This window comes from Bacillus sp. AY2-1 (assembly GCF_008368965.1).
Classification (GTDB): domain Bacteria; phylum Bacillota; class Bacilli; order Bacillales; family Bacillaceae_G; genus Bacillus_A; species Bacillus_A thuringiensis_S.
Genome location: NZ_QPEL01000061.1, coordinates 42,774 through 64,244 on the forward strand (window position 1 = coordinate 42,774; position 21,471 = coordinate 64,244).

The window sequence follows — 21,471 nt, forward strand, 5'->3', positions numbered from 1 at the left end:
AATTCTTAAGTTTTATAAAAAAAGCTTATGGAACCTGTAATTCCATAAGCCGGTCTATTTGATTGGATGTTCAACAATAAAGGACATCCAGCCATCTTCATATTCTGCATGTATATTACCATCATGAAGTTCAACAATTCTTTTTGAGATAGCAAGTCCCAGTCCATTTCCTTGATTATTTTTTCTTGCCTTATCACCCCTGAAAAACCTTTCAAACAATTTATTTGGATCGCTAACAGGCGGTCTCTCGACTTTATTTGATACTTTTAAAATTGCTTTGTTATCCATTAATTCAAGACATATGAATAATTGGGATGGTTTCATGCTGTACTTTATCGCATTCATAAACAGATTTTCATATACACGTACCATTTTTTCTGCATCTATGAAGATAGGTATTATTTCTTGTGTAATTGATTTTTGAACGATTAAACTTTCCTTTTCAAATATAGGAATGTATTCTCCAACTATTTGCTCCAACAGACCTGATAAATCAACTTCATTAAGATTTAACTTAGCATCTATGCCTGATAAACGAGTATATTCAAACAGCTCATCAATTAAATATTTCAGTCTCTGTGACTTTGAATAAGTGGTTTCAAGGTATTCCTGTAATTGTGTGTTATTGTTGTATTGCCCTCTTTTTAATAAATCTAAATAACCAATAATAGATGTCAACGGTGTGCGTAAGTCATGAGATACGTTAGTTATGAGTTCATTTTTTGTACGTTCTAATCGTCTTTCTTGTTCAAATGTATTTTCCAATTCCTTAGACATATAGTTGATATTTTTAGCAAGTTGGGTCAATTCGTCCTTCCCCTTAATCCCAATTATTAGACCTAGTTTTCCATTGGCAATATCATTCACGTTATCAGAAATAAGCTTCAAATATACTATTTTCTTTCGAACCAATATCAAAAAAAGTATAATAAAGGTAAAGATTGCGAACGCGAATAAGAACAACATTGCGACATTGAATTCAAACATACCAAATTCTTCGTGTTTTATAAATAATGGATCTATGACGTATGCCAAAATGAGGATTGTTAAACCAAATGAAATAAAAAAACTAATTGCAACAGCACCAAGAAGTTTTATAATGATCTTATTTCTGAAACTAACATTCTTCATATTTTATACCCAATTCCCCAAACAGTTTTAATGTAAATGGGATGTTTAGAATCCTCTTCAATTTTGTCTCTTATTTTTGTAATATGCACCATGACGGTATTGTCTGATTTATAAAAAACCTCTTTCCAAACTGCTTCATATATTTTTGCTACACTCAGGACAATCCCTTTGTTGCGGGCAAGTAGTTCGAGAATAGCAAACTCTTTTGGAGTTAACCTTGTTTCTTTTCCTCTTACCCATACTTGACGTGTATCTGTATTTACGGTTAAGTCACCAATTTCTAGAATGCTTTTATTATGTTCTACGGACGTATTGTATTTTTTAAATCTTCTTAATTGGGATTTCACTCTAGCGATTAATTCTAATGGGTTAAACGGTTTTGATAAATAATCGTCTGCACCAGAGGCTAGGCCCTGAATTTTGTCTATATCCTCAGATTTTGCAGATAGCATAATGATAGGCATATTGCGATCTTCCCTAATTTTCATACATGCTTCAATGCCATCCATATTCGGCATCATAATATCTAAAATAACCAAATCAAATTCCTTTTCTTCTAACAGTTGTAAAGCTTGTATAGCATCTTCTGCCTTTTGAGTTTTTAGGCCTTCATTTTCTAGATATACAGAGATAAGATTTCTAATCTCTTTATCATCATCAACAATAAGAATTTTTGACTCCATATTATTCCTCCACATTAAATGCAATAAGTATACAATAAAGCATATATTTGTTGTTACTTAATTAATAAACTTACTAGAGATAGTTTCTATCTTTTTTTCTTTAATTAAGACGATTCTTTGTAAAATACACAAAAAGACCGTCACAGTATTGTGACGGAAAAACAGGAAAATTTCAATAACTAATACTATTATTATTTATTTTTAGCTTTTAAGACACCCAGCGCTATTTTGGTTGCTTCTGCAATAAGCTTATCATCGTATTTAGCATCCTCTTTATCATGATTAGAAAGTATCGCAAGAACAATTGGCTTTTTATTTGGTGGCCAAATAATTGCGATATCATTTCTGGTTCCATAAGATCCCGAGCCCGTCTTATCAGCTACTTCCCATCCTCCTGGAACTCCAGCACGAATTAAGTTGTCTCCGGTAGTATTCCTTTTCATCCAATCTATTAATAAATCCCGTTTCTCAGTTGAAAGTACATCTCCTAACGCAAAAGCCTGAAGACTAGTAGCTAATGCCTTTGGGGTACTAGTATCATGTACGTCTCCTGGATGCACTTCGTTTAACTCTGGTTCAAAACGTTCAGGATTTGTAACGGTATCTCCTATTTCTCTCAGTGATTTTTTGAATTCGCTAGGTCCACCTAATTGTTTAAGAATAAGATTTTGTGCAGTATTATCACTATATCGAAGGGAAGCATCTGCAAGCTCTTTCAGAGTCATCCCCCTATCAACATACTTTTCTGTAATTGGATTGTAATTAACAAGATCTTCACGAGTATACAAAACTCTTTGATTTAGATCTTCTATTGATTTCTTTTGTAAAAGTACTCCCACAGCTAAAGCTTTGTGGGTAGATGCGTATGCAAACCGTTTATCTGATTGATACGTAACGGTTTGATTCGTATCAGTGTCCAATGCATAAATACCAAGTTTAGCATCAAATTCTTTTTCAAGTTTAGCAAAAGAATCATTACCAGTAGTTTCTTGTTTGATTTGATTTGTTTGTTTCGTTTGTTTAAGTGATTCAGATTGAGTATTACCATCGGAACAGCCTATAAGCGTTGCACATGAAAGAAATACTACAGGTACCATCTTTTTGTAATGTAAAATGTTAAAAAACTTGTTTAAGACTATCATACATTTTCAACCTCTTTCAAGAATATATAGTTTTTCTAGGTGTTATACATACCGACACAATGAAAAAGTCTATCGGATATCACTCTTCTTGCATCTCACTTTTCATAAAGTGAAATGCAAGAAGCCCTCACCAATCGGGCTTTTACGGGTAAATAGCGGGATAAAATGAGCGAATTATCATGAACACCTGTTTTATACGTATACTTAATAGACAACTTAAGTAACAAGTTTGTTCCATTTTTATCAGTAGTCGTATCTAGAAACCTAAAAAAGTCCATTTAGAAGATCTAAATGGACTTTTTCACTCATATAATCCTATCTATAGTTAAACGAATAAGATTAAATAAATTTAAATTTTCTTGCTTTATCTACTAAACTGTTTAGGCATTTCTTTAACGTGCTTATCATCATCACGCCAATCATAGGTTTCTTTCTGTGAAATATCTAAAGTTTGATCTCCAATTCTAACAATATTCTTATTTACCCATTCAATATATGGATCGGTATCTGGATAATTCCAATATATATTTTTCTCTGAATCTGTATCAAGGTTAACTAATTCACCCCTAACAGCATCCGCACTTAATGATCCTGCATTATGAAAATAAGTCTTGATGAGATATTTTCCATCTGGAGATTTCACTGTTCGAATTAATTCCCCTTTTGGAACACCTTGCAAACTAAAAAATTTCCAATATCCAAACCCAATTATAATTACTAACATAGTAATTATAGTTAGTAATACTTTTCTTTTTGTTTTTTTAATTTCACCTTTTGTATTTATAATACTCATTCAACTCCATTCCATAGAACCAATACCATATTATACCATTAAATAAATAGTATAATATATCAAAAATAAAAATCCTCCCGTAATAGTATTATAAAAAGGGCATGTGATGGTCTCCCTATTTATAAAGTGAAACTTTAATCCCACTCACCAATCGGGCTACCCGTTAATGCGGGATAAACATGAAAATTCCCCTTTAAGAAAAATATAAAAAATCAGACAGTATACTTGAATTGCTCTTCGCAAGAGAATATACTAATAAAGCAGGCTATGACGTTCCTTCCTTCTAACTTCTTTGGCGAAATAGGGATGTTACTTTCCTGCTAAACACATAGGCTATGACAATTCTTCCTTCTTTTCCAGAAATTTCAAATTGTTTTAGAGTTGTCAATTTCCTATGAAAATAATTAGACTATAAAACCTCTTTCTTCTTTGGGATTGAATAAACTTTAGTTTATCAACCATTGATGTAGAGGTTTTCTTTTCTTAATTAACAAATTACCACTTAACAACTAAATGTTATACCCCTAATTTTCCACTAAAAAATAGCTATGTACCCTCAGTGCATTTCTCTATAATTAGTGTGTTTATGCATGTAAAAATAAAAATCTACCACTGAAAGGAGGACAGTCAGACTATTCCCCTCTTTTATAAGGAGTGAATAGCTGGCGTTCTCATGAAAAATTCTATTTACATAAGAAGAAGTTTGAAAGTAATTATAAAAAGAGAAGAAAATAAACTACCGAACATTTATTTAGCCACTGTTTTAAAAAACTTGGAAAGTTTAGGATTTACTTTTTCCGAGCCTTTAATAGAAGAGTTGCAAACACTTTCGGTTGATACATTCACATCGTTTTACAAAGAGTTGGTAAAACATTTAAAAGAAATGGTTGGTGCACATATTCAGTTTGCTCCTATGTATCCAAACTTTCCGCAACAAATGATGGATTTAAGTGACGCTGATTTATACATTAATGCTATTATTCATTATGTGACGTTGCGCCTACCTGTATCAAAAGTAGAAGAACGACTTCCTCTTTTAGATAGCGTTGATTTGAAAGTTATTAACTTAGGAAGTGAAGAAGATTTCAATCAAATGATTTCTCAATTGATTAGTGCAAACAGCTCTATTTCCTCAACTGATAAGACAGATGTAGAATGGGCTATTACACACACTGAAGATGTTTCCTGTTTTCTACCTAATGTAATTCCTCATAAGGAAAATATGTCTTTTATAATTGGAGTTTTATTAATAAATAGAAAAATATCAGCCGATGCTGCTGCAAAGTATTTTAAAACAGCAACTGATGTTCTTCGCCTTGCAGTTGCTTTATCTGAAGGCGATGTGAGTTTAGCATCTTCCGTTCGATTCAAGAAGTTTAACCGAGCAGAAAGACGCTTCCTTTTAGGATTGTTAGAGCAATGCGGAAACATTACCGAAGATATGCTTCGATACAAAAAACGTTGGATTCGTCTAGGTGAAATTCTTCATCCAGCAGAATATCATACTCGTTTCCCAAAAACCCACCGAGCATTTGAGATTCTTCGCAACAACATTAAAGTTGAAACATTTAATGGAAAAATAGAAGCAGCTTTGTTGAATCGTGATATCATGACAGCGAAAAATCTTTTAAAAACTCGCCCTGGGGAATTTGCCAGACGCTTGGATCATTTAATCCGTTTATGTAGTGATAAGTCAACAGATGTTTTCCATATTCTCGAAGAGTTTCTAAGTATAATAGGAGACGTTTCTACTCCTGTATTACTTCAACTCACAGCTCATTTTAAGCATCGAAATGATAAAAATGAATTTCGTACCTTTTTTCCAAAGGGAAATGTAGCAAAAGCTATAGGTATTGAAAATACACTTCCATTTATCTCAGAGGATATTTGTTTAATGATTGTAAAAATGTGTGAAGATACTTTAAAAAATCGCTTCGCAAAACTTCCAAGTCTCGGAAAAGTATTTTTGGATGAACAGTTAAAAAATCACTTAGTCCCCTTCTCTCAACGTTCAGCCAGCAAAGCGCTTCGCACATTATCTCGAGGAAGTAAAGTAGATTTGCCAGAAGGAGATACGATTCGTTTTTTCCTATGGTGGAAAGAAGGCTATGTGAATGGACAACATACAGGACGCGTTGACATTGATTTGTCTGCTGCAATGTACGACGAAGATTGGCAATACAAAGAACATGTATCCTTCACGAACTTACGTTCAAAAAATTTCAAAGCCTACCATAGCGGAGACATTACTTCTGCACCAAAGGGGGCATCTGAATTCATTGATTTCGATATTCCGTCTGTGCTGAAATATGGTGGACGCTATGTAGTCATGACTTTGCTTTCTTACACAGACCAACCATATAAAGATTTACCAGAATGCTTTACTGGTTGGATGGTTCGTCAATATCCTGGTTCAGGTGAAATATTTGAACCTTCTACTGTTCAAGATAAAGTGGATATTACTGCCGACACCCAAATCTCTATTCCAGTTATCTTAGACTTAAAGGAACGAAAATTGATTTGGACAGATTTATCTCTTACAAGAGATCTAACTTATGATAATACCATCGAGGCTAATCAAAAAGGTATGATACTAGTTGGAAAGGCTTTAACTAATTTAGTTAAACCGAATTTATATGACTTGTTCCGATTACATATTGAAGCTAGAGGTGAACTCGTTCAAGACATCGAAGAAGCAGAAACTATTTTCACTTTGGATAAAGGGATTACTCCTTTCGATATTGAAAAAATAATATCTGATTTTATAGCTGACCCACAAGGCTAACTACATTACAAACATTGATAATGTGTGGAAAATATCCATGTATAATGTCTATGTGAAACAGGACCTGATAGATGCATATCAGGTCTTGTTTTTTATTTAGTAGATACTAAATAGTCCGGTTAATCATTATTCAGCTAAATACACGATACTAATAAAGTGAAATTTATTCGAAAGAAGTTCATTAGTTACTACGTATCTAATTAAGAAACATTCATATACCAGCCCAAACATCTTTTCCATATCGCCCTTCATCTTGCACACGATCCAACCAATTCCTTGCTTCTTGTTCACTGACTTCATGAATTTCTTGATATGCTTGACAAAGGGTATCTTCTACATCCGGAGCCATTTTACTGCCATCACCACATATATAAAGATGAGCTCCATTATCTAATAACGAAATTAAATTGATACTATCTTGTTTTATTAAATGCTGTACATATGTTTTGGGATGTCCCTCTAGACGAGAAAAAGCTGTGTGTAAAGAGATTAATCCATCTCTTTCATCATTTTCTAGTTCTGTACGATAGAGATAATCTTTTTCAGGATGACGACAACCAAAATATAGATGCGCTTGTCCTAAATTAATACCTTTTTGCTTTTGAACACGACGCGCTTGCAAGAATCCACGGAATGGTGCAATTCCAGTACCTGGCCCAACCATAATAATTGGTGTTTCTGGATCTTTAGGTAATTCAAAGTTTGATTGTGGCGTTCGAATGAAACAAATAATCTCATCTTTATTATGACGCTGAGCTAAATAATTAGAAGCGACTCCTTCATATGTCCCTTCTCCACTCCATGCAGGCGCATTAACAACACCAACCGTAATGCTCAGACGATTCTGTGCAACAAGTGGAGAGCTTGAAATAGAATAGTAACGCGGTTTGAGCGCAGGAAGCAGTTCTAAAAAGCGTTCAAATCGGATTTCACAAGCCTCATACTTTTCAAGAAGATCCAACATTGAAATACGTTTCTTTAGTATTTGTTCATGATAGACCCCTTCTTCTAATAATGCTTCCAATTCTTTTTTATGAGGAGGGCATGCTGTGAATGTTACCATTTCTCGTATTTGTGCACGAGTGGCTGCTTCTTGAACTTCGACACTATAACTAAGAAGGTCCAATAAACTAACAGGACTGTCTAAAGGTATGTGATTTATACTTCGTCCACTTGCACTCAGTATGACTTGATCCTTTCCGTTTAATCCAAAGCGTTTTAAAATTCGATTAACATTCTTCTCGCTATTAATTGGCAGCACTCCAAGGTGGTCTCCTTCTTGATATGTAGCGCCTTCTGGCAAGGATACCTCGATATGTCGTGTACTTCTATCGCTGCTGGATGATTGGAGTTCACGATTTTCTAGTATAGTTGCATAAACTGCTTCATATGTTCGTGCAAGAGGAGATCCTCCAAGACGACTGACAAATTGCAGACTCAAAGTACTACGCTCTTTCTCCATATTTTTGTTAAATTCCAATCCAAATGCCTTCATCGCATCAGACCACATGCCTTGTTTCCATTGCTCGAGCTGTTCCTCAAAATCACCACTTGCATCTGCTTCTCCGCGTTTAGAAAACCTTGTTGCTCCTTTTTGAGCCATCTGCTCATCAATGTATCTTGGAATCCGTTGATAGGTACTAGCCCAATTATGATCTCCACAACCAAAAACTGCGTATTGAACACCTTTTAGCTCATCTGGTTTTAGTTCCTCCAACCATTGCACAAACTGTCCTGCATTACTTGGCGGTTTTCCATTATAAGAAGAAGTTACAATAAGAACCGCTCCTTCTTTCGGTAGACTTCCAATTCGATCGTTAAGAGCTACCACTTCCGTTTGAACCCCTTCTAAACTAGCTGTATCTGCTAATTCTCTTGCAATACCTTCTGCTACACCTGTATCCGAGCCGTACAGAACAAGAAGTGAAAGATTATCAGCCCCAATAATAGAAGGTGTCTTCTGAACGTGCTGCTTAATTTCATGGTTTTTCAGCTTGTCCTCTGTAGGTGCAAGAACAGTAGGATGACTAATAGTTTGTTTTCGGGGTAGAATCCTAATCTTAAAATCACCGGGCTTTAGCGTTAATGTTTGTTTTACGTCCAGCTGATAGTTTTGATAATCGATTAATTCAAAATGTTGAAGAAGCATTCCCATTACAAGAGTGGCTTCATGAAGTGCAAATTGCATACCGATACATGCTCTCTGGCCATTTCCAAATGGCTTATAAGCATGATGAGGAACCTTATCCAGCTCTTCAAATCGTTCAGGTTGGAATTCTTCCACATTGTCTCCCCATGCATCTTTATCCCTATGCAGCTGTGGAATAAGAACAGAAATACGATCTTCTCCTTTCTTAATTGGGTATTTCCCGCCAATCACTGTATCTTCTTTTGCATAGAGACTGAATGCTGGAGCGGTAGGCCATAGACGTAGCGATTCATTTAAAATCATCCGTATATACTTCAGTTTCATAACTTGTTGGTATGTTGGAGTAGGATCTGTCAAAATACGGTCTACTTCTTCATAGGCTTTTTTTAACTTATCCGGATTCTTTAATAAAAAGTAAATTGCAAAAGATAACAATCCACTTGTTGTCTCATGCCCAGCTATTAAAAAAGTGATAATTTGGAAACGAATGTTTTCATCATCTAATTTTTCACCAGTTTCCGGATCCTGTACATTTAACATACGGGAAAGTAAATCATTTTCTTCCTGATCTCCACTACTTTTACGTTCAGCAATAATATTATCTACTAAAGAAAACATAGATTGGATATCATGCTGAAATTGACGTTTCGTTCTCCACATGAGTTTGTCTTCTATATCCAGCCGCTGCAATTGGTGCATTGCCTCATCTAGAGCACGGCTCATGCTAGTGATAAAAGGATGAGGGGTCTCACGATAAAAGCTATTAAATCGGTAATTAAAACCACATAGACCAATTGTATCTAACGTAAGGCGAGTCATATCCTCCGGAACATCTACGTCTTCATTCGGATTAAGCCGTGCCCATTTTTGAACGAGTTGTACAGCAAGATCGACCATCATGGCATGGTAATCTTTCATTGCCCGTTGGCTAAATGTAGGCATCAAAATATTATGAGCTTTTTTCCAGTTAGGCTCGTGAGTCTCGCTAGTAAATAATCCGTCTCCAGCAAAGGCACGAACCTTTGCCAAAGCACCCTCTATGCTTTTATCGAACCGCGTTTCGTCACAAACTTCTGCTACCAGTTCATGTCCAGAAACGACAATTATGGCATCACTTAAAGTTTGAATTCGAAAAATGGGACCATACTCTTCCGCCAGCTTAATAAACGATAGAGTCGGTTTATCTTTATCGATTAATGGGAGATTACCCAGCGGTCCATATGTTTTCGGCTGGGGAATGGCAGATACTTTTTTTTCCATTTAAAACACCCTTTCAAAAAAGCATGAAATAGCATATCCCATTTAATAAAGAGGAAATAGCAACTAATTGCCTGGGATACAGATATGTAATTGATTACCTTATTTTATCTTTTCCCTAACTATTCATGATTATGATATTGCGTATAAGCTTGGCAATTAGATTTATAAATTGTAGAAAAATACTAAATTAAAATGAAGCGAATAAATATAATTGGATCCTTTTAATATTGGTGTTAAAAGATAAGCTAAAATTATAATGTTTATGAGAATTTGCAAACGGATCTCATCTCTTGCATTTGTTTATAAAACGATCATTTTGATTTATTTTCTTCTAAAACACCCCAAAATAGAGAAGTTGACGAGCTTAAGATTGTAGTATTCGAAAAATCAGTAGTTTAGTTAAACCAATACGATAAGCAAGTATACCGTGTTACTAATGAAAGAGGACCTGATATGAACGTCAGGTCCTCTTTCACTATATATAATTATTTCACTGCTTCTTTCAGCTCTTTTCCAGCTTTAAATATCGGCGCCTTAGCAGCAAAAAAACTTGTAGGAATCATTATCTAGCGTTTTATTCTTCTCTACCGATTTAACTTCTCGACAGCTTCCGCACTTGTATCTACACGTTTAACGAAAAAAACTAATAGTAGTGCAACAACATTCATGCCAAGCGCTACATAGAATGAATATTGAATTCCGGATAATAAAGCCTTCTGAGTTACTATTGCCTTCGTAGCCTCTGTGAAGGTTGTTGGATCTATATCAGACATTAAACTTTCAGCTTTTGTTTTTGTTACAGAGTTCATAATCGTAACAAGAATAGCAGTACCAATCGAACCGGACACTTGTTGAGCTGTATTATTAACAGCTGTACCGTGCGGATTTAAGCGCGTTGGCAATTGATTGAGGCCATTTGTCATAAGTGGCATCATCACCATCGCCATCCCAAACATCCGCAATGTGTAAATAAGAATAATATGTGTGTGACTAGAATCGAGTTGCAGATTTGCCAGCATATAAGTTGAAACGGCTGTAATGGAAAGTCCTACTATACCAAGAATCCGAGGGCCATATTTATCAAATAGTTTACCTGTAATTGGTGACATAATCCCCATTATTACCGCACCTGGAAGCATCATCAGCCCAGAGCTCAGCGGCGAAATACCGCGGACGTTTTGTACATAAGCTGGTGTTAAAATCATCCCCGAAAACATGGCCACTGCGTTGACAATTGCAATTACAGACGCAAGTGCAAACATTGGGTACTTGTAAACACGTAAATCCAATAACGGCTCATCCATTTTTAATTGACGGATAATAAAAGCAATTAGGGCAATAGCGCCTATGATTAAGGTTGTTAAGACAACTTTATTTGTCCAACCATCGGAGCTTGCAGAACTGAATCCATATAACAAACCGCCAAAACCGACAGAAGATAATAGTAATGAGAGATAATCAAGTTTTGCATTTTTGTTTTGTTTCATGACATTCTCAGATTTCCAAATCCCTAACAGTAAGCTAATGATTGCTAACGGTAAAATCATTTCAAAAAGCAAACGCCAGTCATAATACTCTACAATATAACCTGATAGTGTCGGTCCAATTGCTGGAGCTGTAATCATAACTAGTCCAAAAATCCCCATTGCTGTTCCCCTTTTTTCTCTTGGAAAGCTTACTAGCATAATATTCATTAACAAAGGCCCCATAACTGAAGAGCCTGCCGCTTGAACCATCCGACCAGTAAGTAATAAACCAAAATTCGGCGCTACAGCCGCTAAGGCAGTACCAAGAATAAAAATCACCATAGATGTAATAAATAGGCTTCTATTCGAGAAACGTGTTATTAAAAACGCTGATGCCGGAATTAATATACCACTTACAAGCATATACCCTGTAGAAAGCCACTGGATCGTTGAATAATCTTGAATGTCTAAATCTTTCATTATTGATGGCAAGGCTACATTTAAAAGGGAGTTATTTAGAAATGAAACAAATGCCCCAATAAAAAGGATTACAAGCATTAAATATGGTGGTTTTCTTTTATGTAATGTTTCACTCATATATTTAATTGCCCCTTCATTATAAATTTCATTGATTCGTTTAAATCGTTTACATATTTGCACAAGAAAACATTACCCTTGCAGTATTTTGCCAAACTCTTCGAATGGATATTCTCTTTTTAGCAATTCCACTTGCCCAACATAACATTTTAAAATCTTTTTGTTGATTAAACCTTTATAAAAACGTTTGTTAACGGAATTTAAATTAGGCTGAAATATATAAAAGAAGCGACTGAAAATACCCTTCTAAAATAAAGTGAAACTTTAAATCAACAAGGCCACACACCCATTCCTTTAAATACAGGCTTGTAGATCTAGTTATGTAACCATCCATAAAAAGGAATATTACATAGGCTAAGTCTAACATTACATTTTTAAAGTGAGGAGAATAAGCGTATGCACCAATATTGGTATTTGAATTCAAAGGGAAACGGGGAACAATATACTAACCAAATTTCATTATATTCACAGCCCGAAATAACTAAATCTGAGGTAATGAATGATTTGAAGATTCCTGAGAATTGGAGTTACCGAGTCTATCCAGTTAGTTGGGATTCATCAGCCAATTATACGGGATTCACTCCCCAACCCCCTCCCTTCTCTTGGGGGGAACCAATCAATTATGCAGGGATAATGCCACAAGGTCACCCTACTAATTGGCCTCCATTACCAGGTCATGCAGGTTTTAATTTTCAAAAACCTCCCTTCCCCTGGGCCCAACCATTCAATCATACAGGGATGTTCGCACAAGGTCATCTTGCCGCTTTATTATCGCCGCCAGCTAAGCCTTTTCATATCAATACCAATAACTCGGGTGTTTTTGGAAACCCTCCAGGATGGGGTAGTCCGTGGGCCCCAATGGGATGGGGAAATAACGGAGGTAACGGTCAGCTAGGAATGCTTGGAAACTTATTTACAGCAGGAAAAGGCACCATGAGTGGAATAGGAATGATCAGTAGTCTAATCGGGATGGGGAAGTTCTTCTTTTAGTTAATTAGAACAGGAGAATGTGGCTGTAGCTTTAATCAACCACATTTAAGGACAGTAATCTCCCACCTAACTTCCTAGCATAGCATTCGCGGAAATTTTAGGTGGATATGTATTGTTATAAGTTACTGTTTTACTTTGAGTGCTCCTTTACTTTCTTATCAAGTGCCTTACTATAAGCATCTTTGTTTTCCTGCGATAACTCATAAATTGCTTTTTTCCAATGCTCTCCGTCTACACCTGATAAAAATTCAGTACCTTTCATTGTAGCTTCTTGAACCTTCTGTTTATCTTCTTTACCAGCATCCTTAATTAACTTCGTTGCTTTTCTTGCCTCTGTTACCCCTTCTTGTATGGATTTGTGAATGTCTTTGTATGTATCAGGTACTTTTATGTGTTCCATATTGTCTAAAATTTTATCTATCTCGTTTGATGTTTTTAAAACAGCTTTTGCTTTTTCTTTGTCCTTTAAGGATTCTCCTAAGTTTAGTAATAGTTCATCCTTCTTAAATTGGAACTCTACCACTTGCTCACATATGTAGTACGGATACTGTTGTTCGGAAAGTACTGTTTTCGTTATTGCTTTACTAGTTTGCTCAGTCTTATGAGTAGAATCTTTATCTCCTGCCTCGCATCCGACTAACAGCATAAATGGAACTGCTAACGTTACTAGTTTCTTTGCTCTCATTATGTATTCTCCTTGTAGAAATTATTGTAAGTAATTAACATATCAAACTATAACATACATTACATTATGGTTCACTTCCATTACGCTTTTAAAATGCAAAATAAGAATACACCCCATAAGCCGCAAATAAGATTAATAGAATAGAAATGCCGAGTACTGTATATAATCCATTTTAAATTTGAATTCATATCATCCTCCTACCTCTCAATAATTCCAGTATATAACAAAAAAGCATTGGATACCCAATGCTTTTACACTTACGCAAATAAAGACGTATTCGCATATAAAGCTGGTGAACCACCTGAATGTACGAATAAAATGTTGTCTTCTTTATTAAATGTACCTTTTTTAATTAAGTCGATTAATCCCGCTACCGCTTTACCTGTATACACTGGATCAAGTAAAATACCTTCTGTTTTCGCAAGTAACTGAACTGCCTCTACCATTTCCGGCGTTGGTAACGCATATCCTGGCCCTACATATTCATCAAAGCACGTAACAGCGTCACGCGGGATAAAGTTTGGAATACCAACGTGTGCTGAAGTTTCATCTACAAGTTTTGCTACTTTCTCTTCTTGCTCAGCTTTTCCTCTACTTACGTTGATTCCAATTACAGGAATGTGGCTTTGTGTTCCAGCAAAACCAGTAATTAAACCAGCGTGCATACCAGCGCTACCGCTTACGCAAACGACTGTACTGAAATCAATTCCTTGGTCAAATGATTGTGCCATAATTTCTTGCGCACAAGCAACGTATCCCATTGCACCAGTAGGATTTGATCCACCAACTGGTATGACATATGGTGTATTACCTTTTTCACTAACTTCTTTCGCTACTTTATGCATCTCTTCCATAAGATCTGCCCCGTTTGGTACAACAATTACATTTTCAGCACCTAGTAAATGATATAAGAAATAGTTTCCGTTAAAGTCTGGCTTCTCTTCTGGTTCAAGCCCTTCTTCTAATACAAGGATACATTTCATTTTTTCTTTTACCGCAGCTGCCAGTGTTAGACGGCAATGGTTTGACTGAATACCACCAGCTGTAATTAACGTATCTGCACCTTTTGCCTCTGCATCCGCAACTAGAAACTCTAACTTTCTCGTCTTATTACCACCAGCTGTTAAACCAAGTAAATCATCTCGTTTAAAATAAATAGTCGGCCCACCAAGTGCTTCAGAAAAGTTGTTTAACTTTTCAATTGGTGTATATGATTCTGTATATTTTTTTCTCGGGAATTTAGCTAAATTCATTGTAACGCTCCTTTTGTACTTCTTTCACAATATATGTAACGTTACTATTATTACACGTAAAAATGGTGAAGTCATCTTTCTGGGTTAAAAATGTATTAGAATTTCGTTTTGATAAGTAAAACCGTATTAATGATTTTAACTTAATTACGGTACATGAAATTTATATCAACGATTTTTTAAATATATCGTTCATTCCTTACAATATATCAACGATTTTTCAAATATATCTATCGTAACTTGCAATATATCAACGATTTTCTTAATATATCAATCTATCGACAAAAAACGACAGACAGGCAACCCCTTTCTCATCAACAAAAAAAGAGCCCACACATTCAAATGCAGACTCCCTCCAATCACTTATTTATCGAAAAACGAAGTAACTGTGTTAATCCCGGCTCTAAATTCATTTCACCTTTATGGCGTACATATACCACTTTATCCCCATCAAATTTCGGAGGGTTTGCTTTACTATACGTATGCCACTCATTCGTTCCTTCTATAGAATACTCCATATATTCAGTTGCACCGACAATTATATTTTTACTATCATCTGCCGCTACATTTGGTGCCATCTGCGCAATTTTTGAATCACTAATTAATAACTTCTTTATATCCTTATCACGTTTGTAATCGTAAGCTGTCACAATTACATCGTTACCATATGCTTTCACTTGTAACCCTTGTTTAAATGAATAGCCATCTGGAGCAGTTTTCTCTCCTCCATTTGGTCCTGCTGACATCCAGCCTGTTTCAATCCCGCCCGTATTTACAACAGTGAAACCTTTTTCATCTCCGCCTTTAATTTTCTTTTTACCAGCCCAGTCAGGTAAGTTTAAATCCCAATGCGTATGACTCGTGAAGAAAACAACCTGCGGATAGTCTTTTAATATATCGTACAATTTATCCACGTTTAAATAATCTTGTAAATATGGTGATTGTCTTGATCCAGATACTGTATCAGGTAAAACGTGATGAGAGAAAATAAAGATTGGTTTATTTTTATCTTTTTGACTATACTCTTCTAAATTTTGTTTTAACCAACCTAATTGCTCATCACTCATATATACTTCATCCCACATTTTTGAATCGTGGTATTTCATATATTTTTCAGTTCCTAAAAATAAAAGTGGATAGCCATCTAGTTCTTTTTTATGATATACCTTTTCTTGTCCACTAAATTTCAGATAGCGGTTAAATAAAGTTTCCTCAGTTACACCATTTGGCCATGTACTTTGAGAGAGTTTCCCATCTGCTGTCCATTTACCAGCATAAAACTCATGATTCCCAACAGTAGACCATACATTTTCTGGATGCTTATTTTTATTTAACACACGCTTTACATCATCATATTGTGACTGTTGTCCAGTCGGCGTTATATCCCCATTCATAATAAGCGCTCTAGAAAGTGGCGTCACTTTGTTCATATCTTTTAATACGTGATCAAAATCTCCTAAATCACCTTGAATGTCACTAATAACATTAAAAGTTGTAGCTGATTTTCGAACTTGCTCTTTCCCTTCCGCATGTGCTGAAAATGTCGGTAATAATGCCGCCATAACTGCTAACGAAGCAACTGTCTTTTTCATACAAATTCTCCCCCTAATAATAGAATGTACAAACTGACATATTCTGCTTTCTCTTAGGTGCTTGTCCAATTCATATTATAGGGGGAGATTGTAAAGATTAATGGAATAAAAAATTAAGTGTTTTTTAAGAGATTTTGTCTTTTTTCACACTCCACAATTAGCAATTCGCGCCAATATAGCTTTCTAGTCTTTTACATTACATAAATGTAAATGAATATGATGAATCTCTTAGTTTAATATGTTGTCTTTTTAATCTCTGCTATATAACCGCCACAAAATATGCTATCTTTTCAATTTCTCTTTCTTTAATAAACGTTACTCCTCTTTTAATTAGCCTTAAAATTGTAAAGTGGCTTAATAATATGTTTAATATCAATTGTTTCTTTTGTATTCTCAATAATTTCATCCATTGGCTTATATACCATTGGTGCTTCATCTAAAGTACTTTCTGTAACAGATGTAGTCCAAACCTCTGTCATTGTATTTTGAAAATCCTCTAAGTTAAGTACTTCTTTCGCCTTCTTGCGACTCATAATACGCCCTGCTCCATGCGGTCCAGAAAAGTTCCAATCTGGATTTCCTTTACCAAATGCAATGATAGAACCGTCTCTCATATTGATTGGAATGATTACTCGTTCATTTTTCTGAGCTGAAATAGCACCTTTTCGTAGAATCATATTATCCATATCGATGTAGTTATGGATTGTAGTGAATTGATCTGTTACTTTCCAATCCATTGTAGTGACGATTTCATCAATCATTGCTTTACGATTTAACTCCGCATATTTTTGTGCAATTTTCATATCATTCATGTAATCTTTAAATCCTTGTCCTTCTAAATAAGCTAATTCTTTACGAATCACCGGTTTCTTAATTTCACGTAAAGCTTCATGTATTTCTTGTTGTCTGCCTTCTTTCGTTAAACGCTCAATAATTTCTTCTTTAATAGATTTAACGTTTATAAGTTGCTCGTAAGCAAAGTTTTGATAATACTCTGCTACTTGTTTCCCTAAATTACGCGAACCACTATGAATAACAATGTATACATTTCCTTCATCATCCTCATTCAGTTCGACAAAATGATTGCCCCCGCCAAGTGTACCAATACTTTTTTGAGCACGTTGCAATGTAAACGGAGCTCTTACACTATCAAAATCAATCATTTTTGAAAATCTATGTTCCTTATCTCGAATACGAAAACCACTTGGGACAAATTTACGTATCGTTTCGTCTAAGTAATCGAAGTTGATTTCCTCTTTTTTCTTATTAATTATAACAACCTCCATGCCACAACCAATATCGTACTTACCTCCCAGTTTCCTGAAAGTGTGGACTATACCTTCTCTACAGTCATCGAGATATGCAGTCTCTACTGTAGGCTCACCGTATTAATTATTCCTCTTCAATTCAAAATGGATGAGGAATAATTCTGTACCTTAGTCTGCTAACATCGTACAAGTCTCTGAACCATTCGATTATGTCACCATAACCACTGGCTGCTGATTGCCCTCGCCTTTTATCGTTAGGGTTCCCAGTCAATTGAGTGAGTAGTTTAAAGTCTGAGCCGATTAGTTAACCCCGACTAAATTAGGAACAATCTTATCTTGAATTGTCATTGTTGTCCCAATCGTGCAACCTGCACCCGCATGTGTATCTGGCATAATACGAATCTTGCTATCCTTTACGAATTCTTGGTTACAAAGATCAATAATTTGACCTGCTGCAGTTTTTTCTACATTCGTAGTAAACACTTTTGCTTCATTGTATTTCCCTTGTAATTTCAACATCTTCTATTACCCCTTTCCTTTAGTTTCTACAAAACATTAATTTATAGATATTATATATTTATAATTATATTTTCCACCACTACAGCTCATTTCCTTTTTTATAAAAAAAGACACAGAGATTCCTCCCCATGCCTACTAATTTCCTACCTTTTTACCGCATGTACATAATGTACTGTCTCAAAAGCTTCTAAATAATCGTTTCGTCCTTCAAAATATAATACATCAATATCCTCTGGTGATAAATGCTCATAAATGAGTAAGCCCGCCTTCTCTAACAGTTCTTCCATTTCAGCATAAGAATAACATGATTTCATCGGTTCTCCGCCTACCGCAGCCATTTTCACCATATTTTCAACTCGATTGGACAGTCCTTTTTTCGTAAATAAGTTTTCATCGGGATAATCGAAAACGATAGAACTCCCTACTGGAACTATCTCAAACAAGCACTCTATTAAACTAGCAAGTTCCTCTTTCGTTAAATAGTACGTAACACCTAAAAGGCTAAAGAAAGTCTTTTTATTTTCAAATCCTTCATTGCGTAACTGTTCATAGGAAAATCCTTGCGTAAAATCCATTGAAACAAAATGAAGGTTATTTGGAACTTCAAGTTCTACTTCTTTTATTCTTTCCTTCTTAAACGCCTGCGTAGAAGGATGATCCACTTCAAATATTTCTATTTTATTTTCTAATTCTCGGTGTCTAAAACTGAACGTATCTAAGCCTGCACCGAGTATGACGTATTGTTTCGCTCCTAATGTAATTTCATGTAGTAATACTCTTTCACAATATGCGGCACGTGCTAAAGGTGTTGGTGATAACTGAACTTGCGTAATCCATTTTAATATTTCTTTTGGATTGTCTTGAAACTGCTCTGCAATTTCTTTATTGAAAAAGTGAATCCCTTGAACCATGTTCGTTTCAATATTGTTACGTTCTTTTTGTGAAATGAAATCTTTAGCTACATAATCATCAAAGATTTTAGGATTATCAAATTCACTATGATACGCCCTTCCGAAAGCTGATACTAACGACGTTACACTTGCTTCACCTTGTTTCACACACATACACTCTCCTTCATTTTCACAACAAAAATAGGGTTCCCCTGGCCAGGAGAACCCTATTATACACCTTATTTTTATATTGGTAAATTATAGCATAAATAAGTTTTTTTGTAAAGTTTTCAGCCTACTAACGCTCCAATAATTTGTGTAATCTCTAGCAGGAAGATTTCGATCTACACCGAATATTCCAGTTCATAACAATACAAATGGAGGGCGTCATGAAAAGATTAGTCATCATTACAGTTGGAAAAACACACAGTGGAAAAACTACATTTGCAAAAGAGCTAGAAAAAGAGTTACCTAATTCTTTTATTATGGACCAGGACAACCAAGCTGAATTTATTAACACACATTATGAAAAATTACAGCCGACAGAAGGTTCAAATATACTAAAGCACGGTCTTTCAAAATTCATTGTTGATTATGCGAAAGAACATACAAATTTACACCTTATTATTTGTAATTCCAATCGCAGTAAAAGCGGAAGATTCTATTTACTAAACGAATTATTTCCACAGAATGAATATGTACGCATATTAGTTCATTTTGACATTCCAGATGATGTACTTTACGAAAGAGTGGCTAGAAGCACGCGAAATACGAATATTTTTAGAGGTGGCTATTCTAGTTTCAAAGAAGTACTTGATCGACAACAAACTGAATTACTTCACGATGATGTAGTAGATCCTATAGAAAATGAAGCTGATTATTTGTTTGTTATTCGTAACAGTAAGGATGTAAACTCTACTATATTAAAAATTGTCCATCTTGCTAAAGAGTTCTCCCCTACTCCAAAATAAGAGACTATAAAAATTACATAACCATAGATTATTATGCAAATACTTCCTCTAGACGGCGCAGATGGTATATAATGATGGAAGAATCTACTTCTATATGCTCAATTTTACACAAAACAGCTCATGCATATGAAAGAAAAGAGGTACAAAAATATGAAAACAAAACAAACAATTGCTGCGTCTACACTAGCTTTAGCAATGATTGCTGGCGCGAACTCTGCTCATGCGGAAGTAAATGATGCTACTCCTCAGCAAAGTACGGGAGATCGATTAGCTGAAATTAAGCAACATAAACAAGAGTTAGATGCGAAATTACAGCAACACAAAGAAAACGTGGATCAAACATTCAATGAACTTAACAAGGTTAAGGAAAATGTTGATACGAAGGTGAATGAACTACATGAACGTAAACAAGTTGCTGATGAAAAAATTAACGAAGTTAAACAGCATAAACAAGAACTAGATGCAAAAATTCAGCAAGACAAACAAATCGCCGAAGATAAAATCGCGGAAATAAAAGAGCATAAAAAACAAGTAGAAGATAAAGTTGCTGAAGTAAAAGAACATAAGCAAAATATCGATAATAAGGTTAATGAGATTAAAGAACATAAACAAACTGTCGATGAAAAAGTGAATGAAATGAAGCAACATAAAGAGAACATCGATCAAAAGGTTAATGAACTTAAGGAAGTAAAAAAACAAGTAGATGAAAAATTAGCTGAGTTAAAGAAAGCGAAACAAACTGCTGAGGACAAACTTGCTGAGTTAAAAGAAAACAAGCCGAATACTGGTAACACGTTAGAGGAACTTAAGAAAATTAAAGGCAATTTAGACAGTCTTTCCGCTAACTTAGAACTAGCTAAACAAGATGTGAAAAACAAACTAGCTGCATTACAAGAAGCTAGACAAGATTTAATCAATAAAATTAACGAAATTAAACAATCAAAACAAACTGTTTCAGACGATTTATCAAAGAAAAAACAAGACTTAGATATTAAAATCAACGACTTTAAACACACTGAGAAAAAAATTGATGACAAATTAGCTGAGATACATACAACGAAGCAAAATGTTGATAATAAGATTAATGAAGTATCACAGTCTAAACAAACGCAAGCAGATAATGGTACTAAAAACAATAACGCTAAAGAACTTCCTAACGCTGGTAGCGAGCAATCAAACAATATGGCTCTAGGAATGCTATCTGTATTAGGCGGTGTTTTATTACTTACTCGTAATAAAATTAAAACGTTATTCTCTAAATAAATCCATTAAAAAAAAGGAAACCCGCACATACATGTAC

The 21,471-nt window shown here is 35.1% G+C and carries 16 protein-coding genes; 4 read left to right on the forward strand and 12 right to left on the reverse strand.

Annotated elements, in window-relative coordinates; translation table 11 throughout:
- Positions 1-54: 54 nt before the first annotated feature.
- The 4 genes from DN403_RS15365 to DN403_RS15385 form a co-directional block, all read right to left on the reverse strand.
- Entirely contained in the window at positions 55-1,131 is a 1,077-nt protein-coding gene (locus tag DN403_RS15365) for a sensor histidine kinase (protein ID WP_086397829.1), read from the reverse strand.
- Positions 1,128-1,814 (reverse strand): response regulator transcription factor, encoded by a 687-nt coding sequence (locus DN403_RS15370; protein ID WP_000444082.1) that lies wholly within the window; start codon positions 1,812-1,814, stop codon positions 1,128-1,130. The genes DN403_RS15365 and DN403_RS15370 overlap by 4 nt, the downstream gene beginning before the upstream one ends.
- Positions 1,815-2,005: 191 nt before the next feature.
- Positions 2,006-2,956 (reverse strand): class A beta-lactamase, encoded by a 951-nt coding sequence (gene bla, locus DN403_RS15375; protein WP_000636466.1) that lies wholly within the window; start codon positions 2,954-2,956, stop codon positions 2,006-2,008.
- Positions 2,957-3,320: 364 nt separating this feature from the next.
- Positions 3,321-3,749, reverse strand: a complete 429-nt coding sequence (locus tag DN403_RS15385) for a DUF5412 domain-containing protein (RefSeq protein WP_000022536.1) — start codon at positions 3,747-3,749, stop codon at positions 3,321-3,323.
- Between the two features lie 673 nt (positions 3,750-4,422).
- On the opposite strand from DN403_RS15385, the gene DN403_RS15390 reads away from it, so the two are divergent.
- Positions 4,423-6,534 carry a TerD family protein gene (locus DN403_RS15390; protein ID WP_033668790.1) on the forward strand — a complete coding sequence of 704 codons (2,112 nt, stop codon included), beginning with the start codon at positions 4,423-4,425 and terminating at the stop codon, positions 6,532-6,534.
- A gap of 211 nt (positions 6,535-6,745) precedes the next feature.
- On the opposite strand, the gene cypD is transcribed toward DN403_RS15390, so the two are convergent.
- Together cypD and DN403_RS15400 are read right to left on the reverse strand one after the other, a co-directional pair.
- Complete coding sequence (cypD, locus tag DN403_RS15395; protein WP_016077483.1) at positions 6,746-9,943, reverse strand: bifunctional P-450/NADPH--P450 reductase; 3,198 nt, start codon at positions 9,941-9,943, stop codon at positions 6,746-6,748.
- Between the two features lie 584 nt (positions 9,944-10,527).
- Positions 10,528-12,006: a DHA2 family efflux MFS transporter permease subunit gene (locus DN403_RS15400; RefSeq protein ID WP_137073838.1), complete on the reverse strand. Its 1,479-nt coding sequence runs from the start codon at positions 12,004-12,006 to the stop codon at positions 10,528-10,530.
- Between the two features lie 396 nt (positions 12,007-12,402).
- Here DN403_RS15400 and DN403_RS15405 point away from each other — a divergent pair, with 396 nt between their 5' ends.
- Complete coding sequence (locus tag DN403_RS15405; protein ID WP_000554429.1) at positions 12,403-12,996, forward strand: hypothetical protein; 594 nt, start codon at positions 12,403-12,405, stop codon at positions 12,994-12,996.
- Positions 12,997-13,126: 130 nt separating this feature from the next.
- Here DN403_RS15405 and DN403_RS15410 read toward each other — a convergent pair whose 3' ends face one another.
- From DN403_RS15410 to DN403_RS15435, 6 genes are all read right to left on the reverse strand, one after another.
- Complete coding sequence (locus DN403_RS15410; RefSeq protein ID WP_001201794.1) at positions 13,127-13,681, reverse strand: hypothetical protein; 555 nt, start codon at positions 13,679-13,681, stop codon at positions 13,127-13,129.
- Positions 13,682-13,938: 257 nt separating this feature from the next.
- Positions 13,939-14,934, reverse strand: a complete 996-nt coding sequence (cuyA, locus tag DN403_RS15415) for a D-cysteate sulfo-lyase (RefSeq protein ID WP_001046576.1) — start codon at positions 14,932-14,934, stop codon at positions 13,939-13,941.
- 356 nt (positions 14,935-15,290) lie between these two features.
- Positions 15,291-16,523, reverse strand: coding sequence for a DUF4073 domain-containing protein (locus DN403_RS15420; protein WP_000754274.1), 1,233 nt, complete (start codon positions 16,521-16,523; stop codon positions 15,291-15,293).
- A gap of 326 nt (positions 16,524-16,849) precedes the next feature.
- Positions 16,850-17,809 carry an RtcB family protein gene (locus tag DN403_RS15425; protein ID WP_137073234.1) on the reverse strand — a complete coding sequence of 320 codons (960 nt, stop codon included), beginning with the start codon at positions 17,807-17,809 and terminating at the stop codon, positions 16,850-16,852.
- A gap of 282 nt (positions 17,810-18,091) precedes the next feature.
- Positions 18,092-18,310, reverse strand: coding sequence for an RtcB family protein (locus DN403_RS15430; RefSeq protein WP_000916240.1), 219 nt, complete (start codon positions 18,308-18,310; stop codon positions 18,092-18,094).
- A 143-nt stretch (positions 18,311-18,453) separates the two neighbouring features.
- Positions 18,454-19,374, reverse strand: a complete 921-nt coding sequence (locus tag DN403_RS15435) for a class I SAM-dependent methyltransferase (RefSeq protein ID WP_149185562.1) — start codon at positions 19,372-19,374, stop codon at positions 18,454-18,456.
- A 215-nt stretch (positions 19,375-19,589) separates the two neighbouring features.
- Between DN403_RS15435 and DN403_RS15440 the strand changes: the two genes are divergently transcribed.
- Both DN403_RS15440 and DN403_RS15445 read left to right on the forward strand, forming a co-directional pair.
- On the forward strand, positions 19,590-20,171 hold the full coding sequence (locus DN403_RS15440) for an ATP-binding protein (RefSeq protein ID WP_137073232.1): 582 nt from the start codon (positions 19,590-19,592) through the stop codon (positions 20,169-20,171).
- A 150-nt stretch (positions 20,172-20,321) separates the two neighbouring features.
- A complete protein-coding gene (locus DN403_RS15445) occupies positions 20,322-21,434 on the forward strand; it encodes an LPXTG cell wall anchor domain-containing protein (protein WP_137073231.1) in 1,113 nt (370 codons plus the stop codon).
- Positions 21,435-21,471: the final 37 nt, after the last annotated feature.

Bases quoted from the DNA above. Each gene is read 5' to 3' on its own strand.
- cypD (WP_016077483.1), bottom strand. From the start codon at position 9,943: ATGGAAAAAAAAGTATCTGCCATTCCCCAGCCGAAAACATATGGACCG.
- DN403_RS15405 (WP_000554429.1), top strand. From the start codon at position 12,403: ATGCACCAATATTGGTATTTGAATTCAAAGGGAAACGGGGAACAATAT.
- DN403_RS15385 (WP_000022536.1), bottom strand. From the start codon at position 3,749: ATGAGTATTATAAATACAAAAGGTGAAATTAAAAAAACAAAAAGAAAA.
- DN403_RS15390 (WP_033668790.1), top strand. From the start codon at position 4,423: ATGAAAAATTCTATTTACATAAGAAGAAGTTTGAAAGTAATTATAAAA.
- DN403_RS15410 (WP_001201794.1), bottom strand. From the start codon at position 13,681: ATGAGAGCAAAGAAACTAGTAACGTTAGCAGTTCCATTTATGCTGTTA.
- DN403_RS15370 (WP_000444082.1), bottom strand. From the start codon at position 1,814: ATGGAGTCAAAAATTCTTATTGTTGATGATGATAAAGAGATTAGAAAT.
- DN403_RS15435 (WP_149185562.1), bottom strand. From the start codon at position 19,374: ATGTGTGTGAAACAAGGTGAAGCAAGTGTAACGTCGTTAGTATCAGCT.
- DN403_RS15425 (WP_137073234.1), bottom strand. From the start codon at position 17,809: ATGGAGGTTGTTATAATTAATAAGAAAAAAGAGGAAATCAACTTCGAT.
- bla (WP_000636466.1), bottom strand. From the start codon at position 2,956: ATGATAGTCTTAAACAAGTTTTTTAACATTTTACATTACAAAAAGATG.
- DN403_RS15420 (WP_000754274.1), bottom strand. From the start codon at position 16,523: ATGAAAAAGACAGTTGCTTCGTTAGCAGTTATGGCGGCATTATTACCG.
- DN403_RS15430 (WP_000916240.1), bottom strand. From the start codon at position 18,310: ATGTTGAAATTACAAGGGAAATACAATGAAGCAAAAGTGTTTACTACG.
- cuyA (WP_001046576.1), bottom strand. From the start codon at position 14,934: ATGAATTTAGCTAAATTCCCGAGAAAAAAATATACAGAATCATATACA.
- DN403_RS15440 (WP_137073232.1), top strand. From the start codon at position 19,590: ATGAAAAGATTAGTCATCATTACAGTTGGAAAAACACACAGTGGAAAA.
- DN403_RS15400 (WP_137073838.1), bottom strand. From the start codon at position 12,006: ATGAGTGAAACATTACATAAAAGAAAACCACCATATTTAATGCTTGTA.
- DN403_RS15445 (WP_137073231.1), top strand. From the start codon at position 20,322: ATGAAAACAAAACAAACAATTGCTGCGTCTACACTAGCTTTAGCAATG.
- DN403_RS15365 (WP_086397829.1), bottom strand. From the start codon at position 1,131: ATGAAGAATGTTAGTTTCAGAAATAAGATCATTATAAAACTTCTTGGT.